We start from the raw sequence: 21892 nt of genomic DNA on the forward strand, positions 1-21892 counted from the left end.
GTATGCTACAGGTCCCTTGCCTTCGTGAACGGTACTATACCGCTTCGGCCAGTGGCAGTTCCTCTCCTTCGATCACGTCCAGCTCCACCCGCAGGTTTCCAATAATATGCTGCTGGCGGTCGGGTGTATTCTTCCCCATATAGTATTCAAGCAGGCTTTTGATATTCGATTCCTTCAGGAATACCGGATCGAGCCGTATATCCTTGCCGATAAACAGGCCGAATTCCTCCGGGGAGATTTCGCCGAGTCCTTTGAAACGTGTGATCTCCGGTTTGCTGCCCAGTTTACTGATGGCGTTCCTCTTCTCTTCTTCGCTGTAGCAGTAAATGGTTTCTTTCTTATTCCTTACCCTAAACAATGGCGTCTGGAGAATAGAAACGTGTCCTGCTTTCACCAGGTCGGGGAAAAACTGCAGGAAAAACGTCATCAGCAGTAAGCGGATATGCATACCGTCTACGTCGGCGTCGGTGGCGATCACGATATTATTGTACCGCAACGTGTCGATCCCGTCCTCGATATTAAGTGCGTGCTGCAGCAGGTTAAATTCTTCGTTCTCATACACGACCTTTTTAGTGAGTCCAAAACAATTGAGGGGTTTCCCTTTTAAGCTGAACACTGCCTGTGTTTGCACATCGCGTGATTTGGTGATCGATCCGCTGGCGGAGTCCCCTTCGGTGATGAAGAGAGTAGTTTCCTGCCGCCGGTCATGCGTATCTTCGAAATGGATCTTGCAGTCACGCAGCTTGCGGTTGTGCATCGACGCTTTCTTAGCCCTTTCGTTCGCCAGTTTTTTGATCCCGGCAATGTCCTTGCGCTCCTTTTCGGATTGCTGGATCCTTTTGAGCAGCGCTTCCGCGGTGGCAGGGTTTTTATGCAGGTGATCGTCGAGCGCCTTTTTTACGAAATCGTGTACAAACGTCCGTACAGACGGGCCTTCCGGCCCCACATTCTGCGAGCCGAGCTTGGTTTTGGTCTGAGATTCGAACACCGGCTCCTGCACCTTAATGGCGATGGCGGCCACCACGGCAGAGCGGATATCAGAGGCGTCAAACTCTTTCTTATAAAACTCGCGCACCACCTTTACCAACGCTTCGCGGAAAGCCGCCTGGTGCGTGCCGCCCTGGGTGGTATGCTGACCATTCACGAACGAGTAATATTCCTCGCCATACTGCTGCCCGTGCGTCATGGCGATCTCGATATCGTCTCCCTTAAGATGAATGATCTGGTAGCGGACAGTTTCAGGATCGGTTTTCTTTAACAGCAAGTCGTGCAGCCCCCGCTCGGAGAAATATTTCTGGTTATTAAAGTGAATGATAAGCCCCGAATTCAGGTACACATAGTTCCAGATCATGTTCTCCACGAATTCGGGAATGAACCGGTAGTGCCTGAAAATCGTTTCATCAGGAATAAAGTTGATCGCCGTTCCGTTGCGCTGGGTCGTATCTTTTTCCTTTTCATCGCGAATGATCTCGCCTTTCTCAAACTCCGCGATCTTCGTCCTGCCGTCCCGGTAGGATTGCACCACGAAGTTTGACGATAATGCGTTAACCGCCTTCGTACCTACCCCGTTTAACCCGACCGATTTCTGGAAGGCTTTGCTGTCATACTTGCCGCCGGTATTGATCTTGGAAACGCAATCGATCACTTTGCCGAGCGGGATCCCGCGGCCATAATCACGTACCGACACTTTAAGGTCGTTCATATTGATCTCTATAGACCTGCCTGCACCCATCACGAACTCGTCGATCGAGTTATCGATGATCTCCTTTAATAACACGTAGATGCCGTCATCATATGCCGAGCCGTCGCCGAGTTTGCCGATGTACATCCCCGGGCGAAGCCGGATGTGTTCTTTCCAGTCGAGGGACCGGATGCTGTCTTCACTATAGTTGGTATTTTCGGCCATGAGGTGTTAAGGGATCAGTTTCAATGATTGGTAAACGTTAGTGTGAACAGACAGGCCAGGTAGTGCCGCCAGCTGTAGATACAAATTTAGCGAATATGTGCCGGTTTGTATTTTTAAGATTTCCACATCGTGAAAATGGCCTAAAACAAGGTTATCCACAAAATTCAACGCTGTTGAAAATTGTGGAAACCCGACAGTTTTAAGACGCTGTAGCGGCGCCGGTACAATACCTGTAGCGCAATGCATACAGGTATTTGCCGGGATGCGGCGTATAAACCCTGTAATAACATCATTTGCAGCCCGTATGACACTGTTAACAACTCTGTTTACGGTATTGCAAAAATTGGTATGAAATTGGGACTGGTATTTACAAATCGCAATAAGAATGACCGACCCTACCAACGATCCGCTCAAAGACCAGGACAGCAGCCAGCCGGAACAGCAATGGGATAACCCTGTAAACCCGGAGAACGCATCGGATTCGAGAGACATCGAGCAGTTGGAGCGCCAGAAGAAAGAAGCTGAATTACGTAAGTCGAACCTGAGCGATGCTGAAGATACCGAATAAAACCAACCTTAATACATTAGACTATGAAAGCATCTTACAAACCCAAAGCCATTAAAATGATCGAAAAGTTCGATAAGCAATTACGTGATATGCTTACCGCCGAACTTAAAACAATAGACAGCCGCAAAAACGACTTTATTGCAAGGTTACGTACCGATAACGACGAATTGCAAGTTGCCTGATTACAAGATACATCTATCTACCTGTCAAAAACGACGTCGAAACGAGCCCGGAATCCGGGCTCGTTTCTTTTTAGAAATACACATGGGGAATCCGGATCAGGCTTAAAAGTTTGGGAGCTATTAGCTTTCAGCTATCAGCAATCAGCCTTGATTACACTGTCAAACCTGGAATACTACTCAGGAAGAGCTCAACGTCAATTACTTATCTTATCAGGTATACTTACGGGCTGAATGCTGATAGCTGACAGCCAAATCTACTCCCCAGAAATTCAGCTTGATCCGTCTTCTTCATGGCATAACATGAAACTAACCGACTGGCTACAAAGAAGAACGAAGCGTAAGGTAGAAAGGCACTTCTACCTGCCGCCTGGAATTTTCGAGGATCAACTGAGCCGCAATGGTTCCCATTTGCTGAAAATCGGTTGATACGGTAGTGATGCCGTTTAAAATGATCTTCTTCAGCGGAGTTTCGTTATAAGAAATTACGCCAACTTGTTTGCCCGGTTCGAGCTGCAGGGAGATCAGCCGCTCGATGAGGATCACCAGGTCATCTTCCATTAAATTGATGTAGACCTCGCCTTCCTGGATCGGCTCGGTAGCTACGTCGTTCACAAATTTGTGGTTAAACGCATATTGCTGGCAGAAACGCAGCAGCCCTTTTTTAATCTCTTTCGGGTAATAACTTTTCTCGGGGAAGATCAGCTTAATCGTATGATACTTGCTCAGCGGTTCGCGCGCCTGTTCCAGCGCGCTGTAGATATCTTTCTCGAAATTCTCGTATACCGCTGCGTGTTCCCCCTCTACGCCGGCTACTTTTTTATCGAGCAGTACCAGCTTCTCACGCGGGATGGTATTAATGATCTCGTAGGCATTTTCTCCTCCTTCGTAGAAGTGCGGTACCACCACATAGTGAGAATATCCTTCCATTTTATTATTTAGGATCTTCTTAAATAGCTTACTGTCATTATTATACACGTAAAAATCCACGGCAACATGTTCGCCGAGCGCTGATACGAAGGCATCGTAGATGATTTTTTTATGTGCGCTCAGTTTATTAAAAAACATGCAGATCCTAAGCGTTTGCCTGAAATCGGTGCTGATAATGTAATAACCTTTACCCGGGATCGAACCCAGTACCCCGATCTTTTTCAGGTATTTATAACCCTTCTCGGCGGTATCCCGCGAGATCTCCAGTTCATAGCTTAGCTCGTTGATAGAAGGAAGCATATCATTCTTGCTGATCTTCCCCGCTTCGATCGCGGTGAGCACCGAGTTGGTAAGCTGCAGGTATTTGGGCGTAGCCGAATATTCGTCGATGTGAATAAAATCGAAAAAACGGGGAGGCTTCATGGGTTTATCAAGTTAGGCACTAATATACGTATTGATGGCAGGATCATGACAAACTGGCGACCAACTAATACACCAACCTGACCGGTCCAAGCAAGCCCGACGCCATGGGTTTCCATTTGGAAGCGTCGAAAGGCTTGTAATCGATGTTCACAAAATTGATCTCGTTGTAGTTACGCCAGGAAATTCCCTGCTGGTCCATATAACGCATGCGATTGGCCATCAGGTTAGCTACCTCGATCCTGAGGGTATTTAGGCCCGGCTTAAGGAATTTCTCCACGCGAAGGCGGAAGGGAATACTCCAGGCAAAGCCCGCATCCTTTCCGTTTATCCATACGTGCGCACTTTCCGCCACCTTTCCCAAATCGAGTAAAGACGGCCCCGGGGGCCTGGCCGCGAGATTGAAAGTGGTGGTGTAAACAGCGCTTCCCGAGTAGTTGATCGTCCTCGGATCATTTAACTCAGTCCACGAAACGAGGTTCTTTACTACCTGGTCTGCAGGAAGTTCCGGGCCACCTTGTGTAAAACTCAATTTCCAGCTATTGGTTATCAACATAGATTTCGTTGCTGCTTCGGGGTATTGCCATTTCGAAAAACCAGGTGCCGGCGCGCCGATCCGGATAATTCTTGTTTCACCAGGCTGAAGCCGCAGATCTACAGTAGACGTGGTTTCGGTTTTCTGCGGATCAACGGCACCGTAACTTCCATCCATAGGATCCATGATCAGCACCTGCCTCCCCACCCGGTTAAATGAAACGCTTCCGGTTACCGATTTGGCGGAAAGGTTTGCAACAAAATACCAGGTATCATTCCCGGCTTTGCGGCGGATAAAATTCAGCCCTTTCTCGGTCATCGCTTCTCCCCGGATGTCCTTACTTAGCAAGGCTTTTTTAACATCGGCCGACACCAATATTGCTCCTTTTCCAACGAGGCAGCGTTTTAAACCGTTCCAGGCGCTAAACTCCAGGGAAGCTTTAAGCGAGCTCAGTTCTTTTCGTGCCGCTTCAAGACTGCTGAGGCCCGGCACATCTTCGGGCAATTCCTGGAAGATCACCGTTGCTCCTTCCCGAGCCAGGCGGATAATATGCTTAAAAGTTCCCACAGGCATTAGCTTACATTGAGGAACGATGAGTGTCTGGTAGGGGTTTGCCTGGGGCGATGTGACGACGGTACTACCGCCTGATGTAGCGCCGGCGAGCACCTTGTCTGAAGCAAAGTCAAAAGAATACCCCGATTGCTGAAGGCTAACCGCGGTTTTGTAAAACTGCGTAGGATGCAACCAAACGTCTACATCATGCACCTTTAGCGGCATATCCATTCCTGCCGGGTTACTCCAGGCATCGTAAACCGGCCAGTAAATGAGCAACTCGTTATCTGAACGACCAGCCTGCAACACCGACTGGCAACGCATAATATACTCGTTAAGCCCCTTTAAATGAGGCCAGAAGCTATTGCTCGGCACAAAATTAACGGATGCATAAAACAGCCAGCCGGGATATGGCACGTCTTCCGGCGAGTAAGTGGCGCCGTGGAAGAACACGTGATTCACGCCCGAGAGGAATACCTGGTCGAGCTCTGGTTTGGCTTGTGACAACGAAGTTTTAAAATGCTCCGTCAGCCAGGTAAAGGTTTCGGATGAAACAAGCGGTTTACCATGGGTATGTGCGGCAGAAGATGCAAATTTTAGCATCATCGGGTCCGGATCCACATTCCTGATGTCGGCGCTGTCTCTCCGCAAGCCAGGTATGGGGAAGTAGCTTGATCCGAAAGTTTCGCATTCCGGGATATCTACGGCTCCATAGAGGTCCAGTAAATTCCCGGGGGAGCCATGAGACTGGTTCTTGCTCAAGCCACCGTTGCGGTGCGCCCAGTTTGTCCAGTTAACGGTAAAATTTGCGAGGAGCATCTCGGCCATCGTTTCGCGATAGTCTGACTTTACCCGCGATACCCGGTCGGTTTTTTCCTTGCTTACCAATTCAGGCAGGTGAAGGCGCAGGTCATATCCCCGCCTTTGCTCGAATTCCGAAAAAAAAGCCGGGGACCAGGTGGCGTCGTACACCTCGTAACTATCGTTAAAAAAGGACCTCACACCCGGCGATTTTCCGTTAAAAGCTTTATCGAAACGGTCGAGATAGGTGGTAACGGACGCGGATGACAGGTGGTCGAGTGTGAACCCCTCGCCGCCTGGCGCCGCACGCTTCACCATTTGTCGTGTTTTGCCGGAAATGGCCGCATACAGTTTCCAGCTGCCCTTTTCCGGGGTCCATTTCATCTTCTGAAGATCATCTTTCCCCCATAAATCCAGCACTTCGCCATGGTCGTTCGCCACGGTAAGTGCCTGCATTTGCCCGTCGGGAAGCTTCGGACCGGAATCCAGCACTTCTTTCACGGATTTCCCGGCGGGAATGTCGTATTGCTGCACAAACAATTTGGTAGCCGCCTGTTCGGTTTTTACCTGCGGGCCACCGAAAGGCCAGCCGGTACCGTTGGTAAGGTCTACTCCCATTTCCAGCGTACCCGCCTGCTGAACCGTATACTTCAGTAAGCTCATCCATTCGGGTGAAAGATAGGTCACATACCTTTTCTCAAAACCTTTCGCGCCATAAATGGGTGCGATCTCCACGCCGCCAAAACCTGCCTCCCGGTATGTTTTTAGCAATGAAGCGATATTCTTTTCGTCGACAGCGCTACCCATCCACCACCAGCGGGTCCATGGCTTCATTTCCTTTTTTACGGCAGGCCACACGGGTTTAGGCGACTGCGCAAAAACATTGGCAGCGAGCAAGGCGGTTGCCGCAACAAACAACAATTTCTTCATAAAAAAGACTTTAATCCATGTGGAAAACTTTCACCAATGGCGTTGTTACCGGCGAGTTATCCGGGTTAGTCTCCATTATATCAGCCATATAAGCCCACCACTTTTGCACAATCTCTGTCGTACCGAGGTCCTGAGAAGAGGTACCGCTTTGTTGCTGTACCGCGAAAAGACTATCGGTTTCCTGATCCAGGAAAATGGTATAATCGCTCACCCCGTTTTCCTTTAATAAGGCAGCAAGCTCAGGCCAGATCTCGTCGTGCCGCTTTTTGTACGCTTCTTTCATTCCCGGGAAGAGTTTCATTTTAAATGCTGTTTTCATGAATGCATTGGTTAGTTGGCTTTATATATTTCTACTTCTATAATGCTGAGCGTTCCTTTTGCGTCCTGGTCACCGCGCGCTACACCGTCATCGAGCTTCTTTCCGGAAAGCTCGGTTCCAGTGGTAGTTACGCCGGTGCTGCCCGCGGTAAGCCGGATGGTTATGGTTTTCCCCTTTACTGGTTTACAAACTGCGGTAAAATATCCGAGGCCAGTGGCCGTGTTCCCGTTAAATACCTCCTGGCCGTCAACCAGGATACGGAGCGGATAAATCCGCGTACGGAAATTATTCAGTTTGAGCACTACTTCGTTCACCACCGAAGCTTCCTTGAGCTCATATTTTACCCAGGCGGTAGCTGCCTTTCCATCATTCACCCAATCAGACAGCTCATTATCGTCGAAACTCGCCGTCACGTTACTTTCATTTGCACCGGCGGTTGCCGAAGCTATCTTTAATGGCAGCCGGCTAACGGTATAAGATTGGCCCGCAGGTGTAGGCCCGCGGCCGAGATTCACCGGTAACCCGGCAGCGGGAAGTTCCCCGGATAAGCCGCCGGTAACCTTTACCGGGGCCGAAACCCAGCTAACTGAGGCAGGTTTAAGCCCTGCTGCGGTTGCAGAGACGACGATCTTGCCTGCTTTAGCCAGGGAACGAATGATCACCCGGTTCACTCCGCATTCTACCGGAAGGTCTTTAGAGAGGATAAAGTTGCCTGCACCCTGTGCGATTCCCCCGCGCCATTCCGCCGGACCGGTCATGGAAAAATGGATGGTATCCATTGCCGTAGGGCAGCGATTGCCCGCAGCATCTACCACTTCTACTTCCGCCATCGCAAGATCCGCCCCATCGGCTTTTAAGCCCAGCGGCGATTGGATGGGTGTAAGACGAATTGCCGCCGGTTCCCCGGCCGTCTTCAGCTGTGCTTCTGCCAGCTTCTTGCCGGCACCGTCGTAAGAAATTGCTTTGATGGTTCCGGGCTGCCACTCAACATCATTAAAGGTGAACAAAAAATGGCTGCTGCGATTGCCCATACCCAATGATCTCCCGTTCACAAACAGCTCCACCTTTTCGCCGGCGGCTACCACGTAAATATTTTTCCTGGTACCTGGCCGGTAATTCCAATGCCCGACCAGGTGAATGCCCGTATTGTCGGGATCTACCCAACCGTTCCACATCACTTTGTGCGCAAAAAAACCGTCCTTTGGAATCCGCATGGCGTCCGTCTCGCCGCTTCTCCGGTAATTTTCCTCTCCCCGGAAATGGGTGTTAGAATCTGAAAAAATAATATTTACACCGCCTGAGCTCACTCTTTCGCCTGTTCCCGGGCGCTCGTGCCAGTAATCGAACCAACGTGCCACGTTCTCAATGGCATGCGAATCCTGGTTACGATTATAGTCACTGGCGTCAGTTCCTTTATAAAGCGGGCCGGTCCCGTTTTTATGGTAAGGGGGACTATACTCGTCCCAATATTTCCGCAGGCCCTCATCACGGGAGTACTCGGTGGCCCATAGCGGTTTCGTCGCGCTTTTGTTGATGTAAAGCATTTCACCGCCATATTCCGCTTCGGGGATGTCGAGCATTTCGCGGGAACCGATCGCCCGGCCGCCATATGGATCATATTGATTGCGGATGGCCTTCATTTCTTTCATATGCGCTGCGCTGATTGACTCGTTCCCGCACTCATAAAATACGATGCTGGGGTTATTGCGGTTATAAATGATCGCATCGCGCATCACCTCCTTGCGTTGCTCCCAACGGCGGCCTTCCACGTCTTTCTCCGCATCGCCGGCAGGCATCGCCTGTAACAGGCCTACCCGGTCGCAGGATTCGATATCCTGCTTCCAGGGCGTAATGTGCATCCAGCGAACCAGGTTTCCGTTACTTTCAACCATCAGGCGGTTACTATAGTCGCTCATCCAAGGCGGCACCGAAAGACCGACGGCGGGCCACTCGTTGCTGGTGCGCTGGCCGTAGCCGTGTACCATTAACACCCGGTCGTTCAGGTAGAACATGCCATTTTTAAACGCCGTTTTGCGGAAGCCTGTACGCGTAATCACTTCATCCACAGGACGGTTATTTACCAGCAGCCTTGTAGTTATCGTATACAGGTAACCGTAACCCCAACTCCAGAAGTGAAGCCCCGAAATCCTTGAAGAGGCGGTAACTATTTGTGTTTCACCGGCCTGAAGTGATTTTTGCTTCCCGTTGAAGATACGCACTACCTTGTCTTGTAAATCCCGTACTTCTACCTGGTACATAAAGTTAACGGGACCGGACTGTTCGTTACGTACCTCGGAGCTGGCGTGGATATTCGCTTCGCCGCCTTGCATATCGAAACTATCTGCGTAAACATAGGTTCCGGTAGTGCCCAGGAAAGTATAGAGCGGCAATGTCTGGAACAGCCTCCCCGAAAAATGCAGCCAGACGTTTTTCGACAAGCCGCCGTAATTAGCATTAAAATTTTTGTCATTCCATTGAAAACCGGAGCCGCCTGATTTTTCTTTATAGTCCCATGCATTATCGGTGCGTACGGCGATCACATTATCGCCGCCTGCTTTGATCAGACCTGTCAGGTCGAAGCCAAACGCCATCACGCCGTTTTCATGACGCCCGATCAGCTTCCCATTGAGGTAGACCTCACCGGCCTGCCGCACCCCTTCGAACTCAATAAAGATCTTGCCCCTTGCATAGAAAGCCGGTACCCGGAAATGTTTGCGGTACCATGCAATGCCGGTAGGAAGCTGGTCAATGGATTTCCGGAAGGCATCGTCTTCATTCCAGGCATGCGGTAAGGTAATGTCCTTCCAGGCTGTATCGTCAAAGCCGGTTGTTTCTGCGCCTTTCGGGTCACCCGCAAATACTTTCCAGCCGGGGTTAAAATTCATTTTCGCCCTTGGCGGAAGTCCGAACGCATTAATAATCGCCGACAAAACAAATACGCCGGTAACCAAATATTTTTTCATCCTGCTAGCTTACAATTAAACTTATTGAACTCTTTTATCACCGATTGGCTTTACCCGGTTAAACAAGGGACCTGGTGCGCATTTCCTAATAAATTACTACCTGGCTGATCACGGTCCCGGGATCCAGGGGATAGATCCGGATGGTTGAAACGCCTTCGCTCACGATGCTCTTTGCCGACTTTGAAGCAAAGCCTCTCAAAACGTTTTGTCGCCATTCGGCATTTTCCGATGCGGGTACCACGTTAAATACCTGCGGCTCGCCGCCATTAATGACAATCGCGAACCTTACGCCTCTTTTCTCAAAAATGCCCTGGGTGGGAAGGCAACGTACCTCAAAAGTATGTTCTCCTTTCGTCAAGCTTGTCTTGTATTCGACGAAGGCGGCAGACGACAACGCATCCGGCTTCACCGGGGCGGACGTAAAAGGCATTAAGGTGATCCCGTTTCCACCCACGCCAAGTCCTTGCATGAGTATAAGCTTTGTACCCGCTGCGTCTTTGCGGGAGGAAAAAGATGATGCCTGGATCACGACGGGATCTGCGGCGCTAGTTTTGCGGAATGCTTCCACGGGTGATTTCCCTGCTCCGTTTAACTCCGGCATTTTAAATACTTCCTGGTCGCGGGGGTGCCAGCTCATCATGCCCGACCATTTTCCGCCGCTGATCTCCGTATTGTAAGTATCCGTAATAGCACCGATCTGGTTAAACGCAGCGGTTGCCATTTTCGCATACTTAGCCGAATCGGGGCTTCCGATACTTGCATTCATCCGGCTTTTGGATGCGTACAGGACCTTCTCGTTCATCAGCCGGGCACCCATAACCGGGTAGGTAATTAATTGAAAATAGGCATCTTTGAGCCGTTTAGGTACTTGCTTTTCCAGCAAGGCTGCTTTATCGGCAATCAGCTTATAATCGAGAAGGCGTTGATCGGCTTCTTTTTCGCTAAAGGATACTACGCCCATGTGTTCCGGCTTCGCCGATTGCGCCAGGCGATAGTAGTCCATTTTTATTTGACTGATGCTTTTAGCGAGGGGTTTTCCAAAGATCTGCCCCGCCCAATATTCCGCATAGGCGGATGCGTTTTCGGGCTTCCAGCGGTTCACGTCCCAGGCGAGGTCCATGGCGAACTGGGTTTCCATTTCGGCCGGTTTAATATCGCCGACATTGATCACCCACAACCTGTCTGACCCGTAGGCATATGCTTTACTCAGCTCAAACGAGATCAGTGATGGCGAAATGCTTGAGAGCCAGAGATAATCGTTCGGAGCTCCCCAATAGGAAATATGGTAGTACACCCCGCTCCCGCCTGCACGTTTCTGTTCAGCGGGAGTAGAAAGCTGGCGAATATATCCGTGGTTATCATCGGCCCATACGATGGTAACATCATCCGGGAGCTCCAAACCCGCCTGGTATAATGACAATACTTCTTTATACGGGCAGAAGATCTGCGGGATCTGTGCTACCGGTGTCGTCATGTTACGGGCAAAGATCTCGCGCTGTCCCTTAATCACATTTCCCAGCAGCTTAACTTTTTCTTTGCGGTCCGGCGGGCCGGGCATGCTCCCATCGTGAATACCGCGCATCCCGACCGTATAAACCGATTCATAGCCTTTCGATTGCCGGATCCGGTCTTCCCAGTACCGGTCCATTTGTGGTTTATTAAGATCGTAGCGCCATTCGCCCGGCTTTACATGATATTCTTCTTCAAAATTCTCTGCCCACTCGAACACGTTGTTACGCAGCATCGGCTCGCAGTGGCTGCCGCCTATTACGATGGCATATTTATCGGCAGCAACGGGATTACCTGGATAATAATAAAAAGCTTTCGTGCAAGGATGCATGGCAGGCCATATATAGTTGGCTTTCATGCGAAGCAATAATTCGAAGATCTTGGTATAGGTGTTCGGACCGATATCTTTTACCTCCTTGTCGAGGTTCTTTGCGGCCCATGGCTGTAGGCCCCAGTCTTCATCATTCAGGAAGATCCCGCGATATTTTACGGAAGGCGGGCCCTCGATACTTTCGCCGGGCGATACATAGAGACCGTCCCGGTGTTCGGGTGTTACATCGGCCCACCAATACCAGGGCGATACACCGATCATCCCCGAAAGCTCGAAAACGCCAAACGCTGTACCGCGCCGATCGCTTCCGGAAATCACCAAAGCTTGTTTAGTCCCCGGAAAGGGCTTATCGACCACCGCAATAGAAAACGTTTCCCATTTCCCGCGGATCTTTTCCGCATCGATCTTTCCGGATGCAGCAAGCGCATCTACCAGTTTCGAGCTGTTAAGTGTACCGATAATTACGGCGTATTCAGCGGGCTGGTCATTTACCGTTCTTACAGATGGAAGCGTACCGGTTACCCGCCGCACGTCTTCCGCGAAAGCGTTGGCGGCAATACTTACTACCTCCGCATCGCGCTGATCATAGTAAATTGCGGCTGCACGTTGCTGGTATGCCAACCGGAAATAACCGCTTTTAAGCGTAGATGAGAGGCTGATCCTATTTACCTGGGCTGCAGCATTTCGCTGAAAAAGCACACAAAAAAACAGGATCAACCACTCAAACCGCTTTAAGCTCATCATTTCTTTTCTTTATCCCGGATGGCTTTAAACTCCGATTCCGGCTTCCACTGCGGCCATTTATCGCTAAATGCCAGTCGTTTGCCCACATTAAACAGTAATTCCAGGTCGTCAATAGCGCCATCGTAATTCCAGCCCGGATTAAATTCATCCGACGGCTGGTGATAGTAATTCTTGGTATAATCATCGGCCATCTGTTTCCCGTATTCTTTTCCTTTACCGATCACATCAATCCCGTTTTCGAGATACAGGGCAGGAATACCGATCTTTGCGAAGTTGAAATGATCTGAACGGAAGTAATATCCAGCTTCGGGATGCGGCTCGGGCGCCACGTAGCGGTCCTTTTTCCCCGCCTCTTCTCTCAGCATATCTTCGAGCTCCGACTGACCGACGCCTACTACCACGATATCTTTGGTCTTGCCGTGTACGTTCATCCCGTCCATATTGATATTGGCCACGGTTTGGGAGGCCGGGTAGATCGGGTGTTTCGAATACCAGGCCGCACCGAGCAATCCTTGTTCCTCGGCGGTAACCGACAGGAAAACGATGGTACGTTCCGGCCTGGGATCCAACGACTTAAACACTTTTGCGATTTCCATCAGCGAAGCCGTTCCGCTGGCGTTGTCTAACGCACCATTGTTGATCGAGTCGCCTTTAGCGTTCGGCTTCCCTATTCCGAGATGGTCCCAGTGCGCCGAGTAGATGATCAATTCTTCGGGGTGTTTAGAACCGGTGATCTTACCGACCACGTTGTGCGACAGGTCTTTTTTCACCTTCACCTGCATGGACGCAGCTAACTTCAGGTTCATCGGCACCGGTTTAAAGCCTTTTTGTTTTGCCTGTACCATCAGCATGGTATCGAGACCGGCGGCTTCGAATAATTTCTTGCCTGTTGGACCGGTTACCCAGCCGATGGCCGCGCACTGGTAGTCTTTCGACTCCAGGTTGAGGCGTGCTGCATTCCAGTTATTCTGGATCACGTTAAAGCCGTAGCTGGCGCCGGCGGTGTCGTGGATAATGAGGCAGCCCTTTGCTCCCTGGCGGGCAGCTTCTTCGAATTTATAGGTCCAGCGACCATAATAGGTCATGGTGTTGCCTTTAAATAAGGTAGTATCTGATTCAGTACCAAAGTCAGGATCGTTCACCATTACGAGCACTACCTTTCCTTTTACATCCAGGCCTGCGTAGTCGTTCCATCCCAATTCGGGGGCTACAATACCGTATCCTGCAAAAACCAGCTCATCATTATCGAGGCTAACCTTGGCGTCCGTGCGTTGTGTCCAGATCACGTAATCGTCAAAGCCTTTCAGGGTAAAATTTCCCTTCGGGGAAGTAACCAGCATGGTTGCAGAAGCGGTCGGCGTGATCTCTACCAACGGTACATCCTGTAAAAAACTATTGCCGTTACCCGGCTCCAGGCCGAGCTTTTTAAACTCCTCCTCGAGGTAAGCGATCGTCTTAGTTTCACCGGCGGTAAAAGGCTTCCGGCCCATAAACTCATCCGAAGAAAGCGTTTTAATATGCGCGGCGATCGACTCCTTACTAAAAGGGGCCTGGGTGAGTTCCGGCCGGTTGCATGACGCCAGCGAGGCGCCTGCAAAAACAAGGCAAGTGAGTTTGTTGAGTGTCTTCATAGTTAAAACTACTAACTTTAAGACTTATTTTATCTTATAAACTTCGCTTCCCGCCAGGAGAAAACAACCCAGTCCAAAATCCTCGAAATTGGGCTCCCGGTCATAAGTTACGGGTTGGCTGTCTTTAGGCTCCTTCCCTGTTCCCTGTACATATCCAAGAAAACCATTAGGATGTACAGAATCTTTGATCATGGCATTCCAGGCCTTGATAAGCACCGGTCGATACGTTTTTTCGTCGATCAGTTTATTATTAATACCCCAGGCCATCCCGTAAACAAAGAGGGAGGTGCCGGTAATCTCCTTCCCGCCAAAGTCGGAAGGGTCGTGAAGGCTTACGTTCCACAGGCCGTCTTCGCGCTGGATGGCCGGCAATGCGCTTAACAGGTCTTTATAATCTTTCAGGTACTCGTTATAATGCGGGTCTGATTTCGGCAGCACCTGGAGTGTACGCACCAATGCCGCCACTACCCAACCGTTCCCGCGCGACCAGTAACAATCCTGCCCGTTCGGCTCTTTGTACGGAGGCACGAAATCCTTGTCCCGCCACCATAATTTATCTTCCGGGTTGAACAACCCCTTTCCACCCTGCTGATATTTTGTGTCAGCGTACATTTCGTACATTTTATGAAAATAAGTAGTGTCGTTATAAACGACGCCCAACCTCGTAAAAACGGGCATGGCCATCTGGAAAGCATCTATCCACCACCAGTCGTCTTTTTTGGGGCTGCTCACCATCAGGTCGATGGACGCCTTGATATCTTTGATCCGTTCGGGGTTCTTCTTTTTATCGAGCAGATACAGGTCGATATACGTTTGTCCGCAGGCCTGGTCGTCGCCATTACGCGTTTTTACCCCGTTGCGGAGCCCCCATTTATGCGCTTCTCCCCAGGCAACTGCGTAATCATAGTATTTCTTTTTTTGATTTTTATCCTTATCGACAGCATGAAGCGCCATTAATCCTTCGTAATAAACGGCCCTTGTCCATATATTCGAAGGGCGTTCGCGTTCCGTCACGATCGGTTTCGCCACATCCGGCCACTTCTGCATAAAATACGCATTGGTGATTCGCATGGCATTCAATACTTCTTTTTTATCGGGTGTTTTCTGCGCATAAACGCCGGTTTGCAGGGCAGCCAGGAGGATCGCAGGGAAAGTCATCGCTTTCCAAAAAGAAGTTCTGAACAAGGGCATGATAGTAGCTTAAACTGGTTATGCCGCTAGTATCGGGCTTATTGGGTGAAAGAGCAACCTGTGGTGTCCTGCCCTGTTTGGTCCGCAAACTTTCGGCTACCTTGCGCTCAATTCATAAGTCTTGCCTTTAAGAGACTGAAATTCAGTAACAAACCAGGCGCCTTCCGGTTTAGAGACAGCAGCTACGCCCTTGATGTTTACGGGCAACGCCGACCTGATCCTGCAAATTCCACCGTTACCGGAAAGGACTTTTGCGGTAACTAATTTGTTATTATTCCAGGTCATGGCAACGGTAAAGTTACCTCTTGCCTTCAGGCCCTGTACGCTTCCGTTTATCCAGTTCGCGGGTATAGCGGGCAGGAGGTGGATCTCGCCCAGGTGGCTCTGCAGCAGCATTTCGGTAAAACCGGAAGTCGCGCCAAAATTGCCGTCGATCTGGAAGGGCGGGTGTGCATCGAACAGGTTGGGATACAAGCCGCCGCCTTTAGACACGGATAAGTCGCGCATCAGGTCGCGCACGAGCTTATAGGCATGATAGCCATCGAGTAAGCGTGCCCAGAAATTGATCTTCCACGCCAGGCTCCAACCGGTACCTGCATCACCGCGCAGTTCGAGGGTTTTCCGTGCCGCATCACCGTACGCCGGCGTGCGTACCGGCGAAATTTCCCTCCCGGGATGGAGACCATAGAGCTGGCTTACGTGGCGGTGAAACGGGTCAACATCTTCCCAGTCTTTGTACCATTCCTGGAGGTTGCCTTTTTTGCCGATGTGCAGGGGATATAACTTCGCCTTTTTCGCGATAATTAACTTTCTGAACGCTTCGTCCATACCCAATGCTTCTGAAGCTTCGATCACGTTGGTAAACAGGTCGCGGATGATGGACATGTCCATGGTAGTTGCAACGGAGACACTGCCCTTAAGGCCGTTACCATCTATAAAATCATTTTCGGGCGAAACCGAAGGCGCCGTCACCAGGAAACCGTTCTCATCCTCTGTGAGAAAATCAACGAAGAATTCCGCAGCGCCCTTCATAAGCGGGTAAGCGGTTGCGGCGAGGAACTTTTTGTCGCCCGTAAACTCGTAATGCTCATATAAATGACGGGTAAGCCAGGGAGCGCCCATGTCCCAGTTCGCCCATTTTGGGTCGCCGCGACCAATATCGCCCACCGGGTTAGACAATGCCCAGATATCGCTGTTGTGATGTGCCACCCAGCCGTTCATATGGTAAAATTCCCGGGCGGTAACTTTCCCTGTAACGGACAAGTCTTTCAAAAACGCAAACAAAGGCTGCTGCATTTCCGCCAGGTTACTGATCTCAGCCGGCCAGTAATTCATCTGGGTATTGATGTTGATCGTATAATTTGAGCTCCAGGGCGGACGCATCGACTCATTCCAGATCCCCTGCAGGTTTGCGGGCGGGCCGCCGGGGCGGGAGGCCGAGATCAGCAGGTAGCGCCCATACTGGTAAAACAAGGTTTCGAAAGAAGGATCGACCGCCCCTTTGGAGAAGGCAAGCAGCCGCTCGTTAGTGGGAAGCCGGCTTTGATTCGCGTCAGTAGACAAGTTCAGCGATACCCTGTTAAAATAATGCTGGTAGTCTTTTGTATGCGCGTTCAACAAACTGGTCCAGCTCTTTCCCGCCGCGGATGTAAGGTAAGAGGTGGCAAGTTGTTCTTCGTTCCTGCCCTGGCTATCGGGACATTTGTCAAAGCCGTTAAAGCTCGTGGCCGCCGAAAGGAACAGCAGGATCTCCGTAGCCCCTTGCGCGGTAATCCCGGTAGTATCCGCCGAAACCGCGCCTCCCTTGTTAACCGCTTTCAGGTGCAATGAAAACCGCATGCCGCGGCAGCCCGCTGTATCGGTCCAGGTAATGGGCTGGGCGTTATACCGTACATAATTGGGATCTACACGTGCGGGCGCCTTTCCTTTTAATACCAGCTCGTTGCCATTTTTTACCAGTTTGCTGAACTTTAGCTGGCTGGTTCCCGAGATCTTCAAATTCAACTGACCCGGCTTACTGGCGGTTAGCCTCACCACCATCACCTGGTCGGGAAACGAAGCGATCACTTCACGGGTAAAAGTCGTACCATTTACGGTGAAGCGCGTTGTCGCCAGCGACTTACTTATATCGAGATCGCGATAATAGTTTTGCGGTGCAGCAGTGCCAAAATCCTGGCGAATCTGCAGATCTGCGAGGGGCAGGTATCCTTCAGAGTATACCCCCTGGATCTTTTTGGCCAGGCTGGCGGCTGCGGCGTAGTCTTCCTTTTTCAGCGCTTCGCGCGAAAGGTTGAGAAATTTAGCCGCATCCGGGTTTACGTTGCCTGACACGGGCCCTCCCGACCAAAGTGTAGCCTCATTCAGCCGGATCAGTTCGCTGCCCGCATCGCCGAAGATCATCCCGCCAAGGCGCCCGTTGCCGACGGGCAAGGCTTCGGTCCATACCTTTGCAGGCTTGTCGTACCATAGTTTAAGGTTCGCCTGGCAGAACGCACCGAGCGGGAGGCATAACAGGCACAATAAGATCTTTTTCATAGCTGCATAGCAATCAGGCATTTGCGAGGGCACGGTCCAGGTGTACATAGCCCCCGTCAACATGGATCAACTGGCCGGTAGTATGGCTCGAACGTTCCGAGAGCAGGAACGCCGTCATATTCGCGATCTCCACGGCGGTGGTCATCCGGTTCTCCAGCGGGATCCTGGCGGTGATCTCTTTCAACATTTCTTCGGCGTTTGAAAGTGTATGGATCCACCTGGCATATTGCGGGGTCCAGCATTCGGCTACCACCACGGCGTTTACACGGATCCCGTATTTGAGCAGCTCCACTGCCCATTCGCGGGTCAGCGCATTGCGCCCCCCATTCCCGGCAGCATATGCCGAGGTATTGCCCTGGCCGGTTTCCGCGGTTTTCGAGGTGATATTAACGATCGGGCCTTTTGATTTTTTTAACTCGGGAAGGGCATGGTGCGCCATTAAGTAATAATGCACCAGGTTTTTATGCAAGCTTTCCATAAAGCGGGCATAGTCGCCAGATTCCAGGCCTACGCCGTCGTTCACGCCGGCATTGTTCACCAGCCCGTCTATCCTGCCGTACTTAGCGACCACGACCTTTACCGCTTGCTCACACGCGACGGGATCCGAAAGCTCGGCAGCTACCGGGAAAGCTTGTTTCCCTTCGCCGGTAAGCGCGTTAACCAACAGCTCGTTATCAGCCTCGTTCCGGCCTACCACAACCACGATCGCACCTTCCGCTGCCAACACGCGCGAAATTCCCTCGCCGATACCTTTGGCGCCGCCTGTTACTATTACTACCTTATCTTTTAATTGTAAGTCCATATCTGCTGTTAATCTAAATTATAGAATTTTATCGCGTTGCCGCCCCAGAACTTTTCATTTTCGGTGACGGATAATTTAGAAGTGTATTGCGTTACGATACCGATCATTTTATCGTATCCACCGGCCACTTCGCATACCGGCCAGTCGGAACCGAACATCAGGCGGTCGGCGCCAAACGCATCGAATACTACATCCAGGTAGGGGGTAAAATCGCTGATCTTCCAATGCTGCCAATCTGCCTCCGTAACCATTCCCGAAACTTTGCAGGAAATGTTTTCAAAGCGGGCGAGCGTTTCGAGGCCCGTCTTCCAGTCGCCGGTTTCTGCCTTTTTTATGCCCGGTTTGGCGATATGATCGAGCACGAACGGCTGACCGGGAAAGGCTTTTGCCAGCTCCGCCGCAAAATGGAGCTGATCGGGAAAAATAAGGATATCGTAGGTAAAGCCATAGGCGCTCAATGCGCTGATGCCCCGCATAAAAGAAGGCTTGAGCATCAGGGCACGATCTGTTTCGCCTTGCAATACATGCCGGAAGCCTTTCATTTTTTTAAAGGCCGCCAGTTGCGCAAGCTGATCGTAAATATCTCCCGCCTGCAGGTCTACCCAGCCGACCACACCTTTCACGAAATCGTATGAAGCGGCGTTTTCCAGCTGGAAAACGTTTTCGGCCGGAGACTGGTCCGACTGCACCACCACACACCCGGAAATCCCATGCCTGGCCAGTACCGGGTGCAAATCCTGCGGAAAAAAATCACGTTGAATGACCTGCATGCTTTCGTCGATCCAGCTATCCCGTACCGGGTCGAATTTCCAGAAATGCTGATGAGAATCGATTTTCACGACTGTATGTATATTAGTTAGTTGCCGTTCCTGTTTGATATCCTTTCCATCCAAACAACGCCACTACGAGGAAACAAACCAAGGGAACTATATATCCCTTCTGGATGTCGTTGGTCGCATCGCTGATCAGGCCGAAAATACGTGGCAAAATTGCGCCGCCCACGATCGACATAATGATCAGGCTGCTGCCAAACTCGGTATCGCGGCCAAGCCCCTTCACACCCAGGGCAAAAATAGTGGGGAACATGATCGACATGAAAAAATAAATGCCAACTACGGCGAAAACGGTGATCATTCCATGTCCCAGTACAGCCACTACGCAAAGCGACACACAGATGATCGAATATAATGTCAGTAAGCGCGGTGCGGGCCAGAATCCCATGATAAAAGTTCCGGTAAAGCGACCAAGGAGAAACGCGCCGCCGCCTATACCGGTATACCAGGCCGCCTCCATATCCGTAAGGCCGGCAGATTTCCTGGCGTAAATAACAAAAAGGCTCATTACGCAAACCTGTGCGCCGACGTAGAAGAACTGCGCGACTACGCCCCAGGCAAGGTGTCTGTGTTTAAATGCGTGGAGAATATTTTTCCCCGCAGGCGGCACGCCGGCATCCTGTTCAATGGCAGGCAGCTTGGATAGCGCGAACAAAATCGCGATCACAACCAATACCGCCCCCAGGATGAAATAGGGTGTTTTTACCGAGGATGCCTCCGATGCCAACGCGATCTTGCGCGCGGCTTCGCTCATGGTGTTTAATTCCGCATCGCTGTATCCTTTGGTCATGATGATCTTCCCCCCTAATACCGGGGCTATGAACGCTGCCAGGCCGTTGAATGACTGCGAAAGATTAAGCCGCTGCGGCCCGGTTTCCGGACTGCCCAACACGGTAACGTATGGATTGGCAGCGGTTTCGAGCGTAGTGAGGCCGCAAGCGATAACGAACAGCGCCACGAGGAAAAAGTTATACGACTGCGCATCAGCCGCCGGGATGAACATAAAGCAACCTATCGCGAAAAAAAGCAAGCCGGCTATGATACCGAATTTGTACCCGAATTTCTTCATGATCATGCCCGCAGGCACCGCCATTATGAAATAGGCGATGAACACGGCCGAATCCACCAGGGTAGCCTGTGAGGTGGTAAGCGTAAACGACTTCTGGAGATGCGGGATCAGGATCGGGTCGAGGTTATGAGCAAATCCCCATAGGAAAAAGAGCGACGTGACCAGGATGAACGGGAATAAATATTTGTTCTTTGTCATGCTAAATGATTAATCAGGTTTACCCGGTTTCCCGGAAGGCTTTTGGTTAGCCAAAGAAACTTATTTCCTGTTTAACGCGTTCGGGTAAATTACCTTTTTATTCACTTTAATTAACACCTGAACAGGCAAAAATTCCGTTTTGCGGCGTATTTAACTGATTACTTCAACATCCGGGTCAATTTCTTCAATTTCTTCACACCGCGTAAGCCTTCCACCACGCATTGCGCGTTCATGCGGGCGCCGGCCTCTACGGTGTGTAAGTTATCCGACGCGAAATAGGATTTAACCATTTCAGGGCCTTGCTTGTCGTACTTATCGGCGATGATGCCATTAAGGTCCACGAAATATGCACCGCCCTGTGCGGCGGCTTCCATGGCCCATTTGCCGTACCCTTCTGTCGCGCGGTTCACTTTACCTTCTTTCCAGTTGTTCCTGGGAATTAGCGAGCAAACGATCGGGGTGGCGCCTTTTGCTTTAATTTCTTCGATGTATTTACGGAGATACCAGCCATAGCTATAAACCGTTTCGTGCTTTTTGGTAATAGGATTATCGATCTCCTGGCTTTCGTCGCCGTTACCCTTAATGGTTCCCCGGGCACGTGCAGGCTCGTCGATGCCGCTTGCATCGTTGTGGCCAAACTGCATGATCACATAATCGCCCGGTTTAATATCGGGCAGCACTTTATTCCACGGCCCGGTAGTGCGGTAAGTACGGCTGCTTGTACCGCCAAGGGCATTATTTACCACCTTCACTTTCGTGGAATCGAACCAATCACCGAGATAATGTCCCCAGCCCCATTGCCCGTTCGAACCGGTATCCTGGCCATTTTTTACGGTCGAATCGCCGATCAGGAAGATCGTAGGTTTTGATTTTGGCGCAAGCAGGAAGGAACAAAGGATAAAGGACCCGGAAAGGAGGAGGATGGAAGTCAGCTTTTTCATTGGAA

Annotated in this window: 15 protein-coding genes; 2 read left to right on the plus strand and 13 right to left on the minus strand. The window is 50.7% G+C overall.

Annotated features, from left to right (window positions below; translation table 11 throughout):
- Positions 1 to 34: 34 nt before the first annotated feature.
- Positions 35 to 1906: a DNA topoisomerase IV subunit B gene (locus tag GS398_RS21060; protein WP_160908817.1), complete on the minus strand. Its 1872-nt coding sequence runs from the start codon at positions 1904 to 1906 to the stop codon at positions 35 to 37.
- 385 nt (positions 1907 to 2291) lie between these two features.
- On the opposite strand from GS398_RS21060, the gene GS398_RS21065 reads away from it, so the two are divergent.
- Positions 2292 to 2474 carry a hypothetical protein gene (locus GS398_RS21065; RefSeq protein WP_160908818.1) on the plus strand — a complete coding sequence of 61 codons (183 nt, stop codon included), beginning with the start codon at positions 2292 to 2294 and terminating at the stop codon, positions 2472 to 2474.
- Between the two features lie 23 nt (positions 2475 to 2497).
- A complete protein-coding gene (locus GS398_RS21070; RefSeq protein WP_160908819.1) occupies positions 2498 to 2656 on the plus strand; it encodes a hypothetical protein in 159 nt (52 codons plus the stop codon).
- Between the two features lie 318 nt (positions 2657 to 2974).
- On the opposite strand, the gene GS398_RS21075 is transcribed toward GS398_RS21070, so the two are convergent.
- The 12 genes from GS398_RS21075 to GS398_RS22365 all read right to left on the minus strand — a co-directional run bounded on the left by GS398_RS21075 (position 2975) and on the right by GS398_RS22365 (position 21887).
- Positions 2975 to 4006, minus strand: a complete 1032-nt coding sequence (locus tag GS398_RS21075) for a GntR family transcriptional regulator (protein ID WP_160908820.1) — start codon at positions 4004 to 4006, stop codon at positions 2975 to 2977.
- Positions 4007 to 4070: 64 nt separating this feature from the next.
- The gene (locus GS398_RS21080) at positions 4071 to 6821 is read right to left on the minus strand and encodes a glycosyl hydrolase (protein WP_160908821.1); all 2751 of its coding nucleotides are present in this window, start codon (positions 6819 to 6821) and stop codon (positions 4071 to 4073) included.
- 10 nt (positions 6822 to 6831) lie between these two features.
- Positions 6832 to 7140: an L-rhamnose mutarotase gene (rhaM, locus tag GS398_RS21085; protein ID WP_160908822.1), complete on the minus strand. Its 309-nt coding sequence runs from the start codon at positions 7138 to 7140 to the stop codon at positions 6832 to 6834.
- 11 nt (positions 7141 to 7151) lie between these two features.
- Positions 7152 to 10103 carry a glycoside hydrolase family 2 protein gene (locus GS398_RS21090; RefSeq protein WP_160908823.1) on the minus strand — a complete coding sequence of 984 codons (2952 nt, stop codon included), beginning with the start codon at positions 10101 to 10103 and terminating at the stop codon, positions 7152 to 7154.
- Positions 10104 to 10188: 85 nt separating this feature from the next.
- Positions 10189 to 12687, minus strand: coding sequence for a glycosyl hydrolase 115 family protein (locus GS398_RS21095; protein WP_160908824.1), 2499 nt, complete (start codon positions 12685 to 12687; stop codon positions 10189 to 10191).
- Positions 12684 to 14318, minus strand: coding sequence for a M28 family metallopeptidase (locus GS398_RS21100; RefSeq protein WP_160908825.1), 1635 nt, complete (start codon positions 14316 to 14318; stop codon positions 12684 to 12686). Before GS398_RS21100 ends, GS398_RS21095 begins: the two co-directional genes overlap by 4 nt.
- Positions 14319 to 14342: 24 nt before the next feature.
- The gene (locus tag GS398_RS21105; RefSeq protein ID WP_237488274.1) at positions 14343 to 15509 is read right to left on the minus strand and encodes a glycoside hydrolase family 88/105 protein; all 1167 of its coding nucleotides are present in this window, start codon (positions 15507 to 15509) and stop codon (positions 14343 to 14345) included.
- Positions 15510 to 15605: 96 nt separating this feature from the next.
- Positions 15606 to 18044: a glycoside hydrolase family 95 protein gene (locus GS398_RS21110; RefSeq protein WP_160908826.1), complete on the minus strand. Its 2439-nt coding sequence runs from the start codon at positions 18042 to 18044 to the stop codon at positions 15606 to 15608.
- A gap of 13 nt (positions 18045 to 18057) precedes the next feature.
- On the minus strand, positions 18058 to 18846 hold the full coding sequence (locus GS398_RS21115; RefSeq protein ID WP_160908827.1) for an L-fucose dehydrogenase: 789 nt from the start codon (positions 18844 to 18846) through the stop codon (positions 18058 to 18060).
- A gap of 8 nt (positions 18847 to 18854) precedes the next feature.
- Positions 18855 to 19685, minus strand: a complete 831-nt coding sequence (locus tag GS398_RS21120; RefSeq protein WP_160908828.1) for an amidohydrolase family protein — start codon at positions 19683 to 19685, stop codon at positions 18855 to 18857.
- A gap of 13 nt (positions 19686 to 19698) precedes the next feature.
- Complete coding sequence (gene fucP, locus GS398_RS21125; protein ID WP_160908829.1) at positions 19699 to 20946, minus strand: L-fucose:H+ symporter permease; 1248 nt, start codon at positions 20944 to 20946, stop codon at positions 19699 to 19701.
- Positions 20947 to 21104: 158 nt separating this feature from the next.
- The gene (locus GS398_RS22365) at positions 21105 to 21887 is read right to left on the minus strand and encodes a rhamnogalacturonan acetylesterase (protein WP_202406167.1); all 783 of its coding nucleotides are present in this window, start codon (positions 21885 to 21887) and stop codon (positions 21105 to 21107) included.
- Between the last annotated feature and the right edge of the window lie 5 nt (positions 21888 to 21892).

This window comes from Hufsiella ginkgonis (assembly GCF_009834915.1).
Lineage (GTDB): Bacteria > Bacteroidota > Bacteroidia > Sphingobacteriales > Sphingobacteriaceae > Hufsiella > Hufsiella ginkgonis.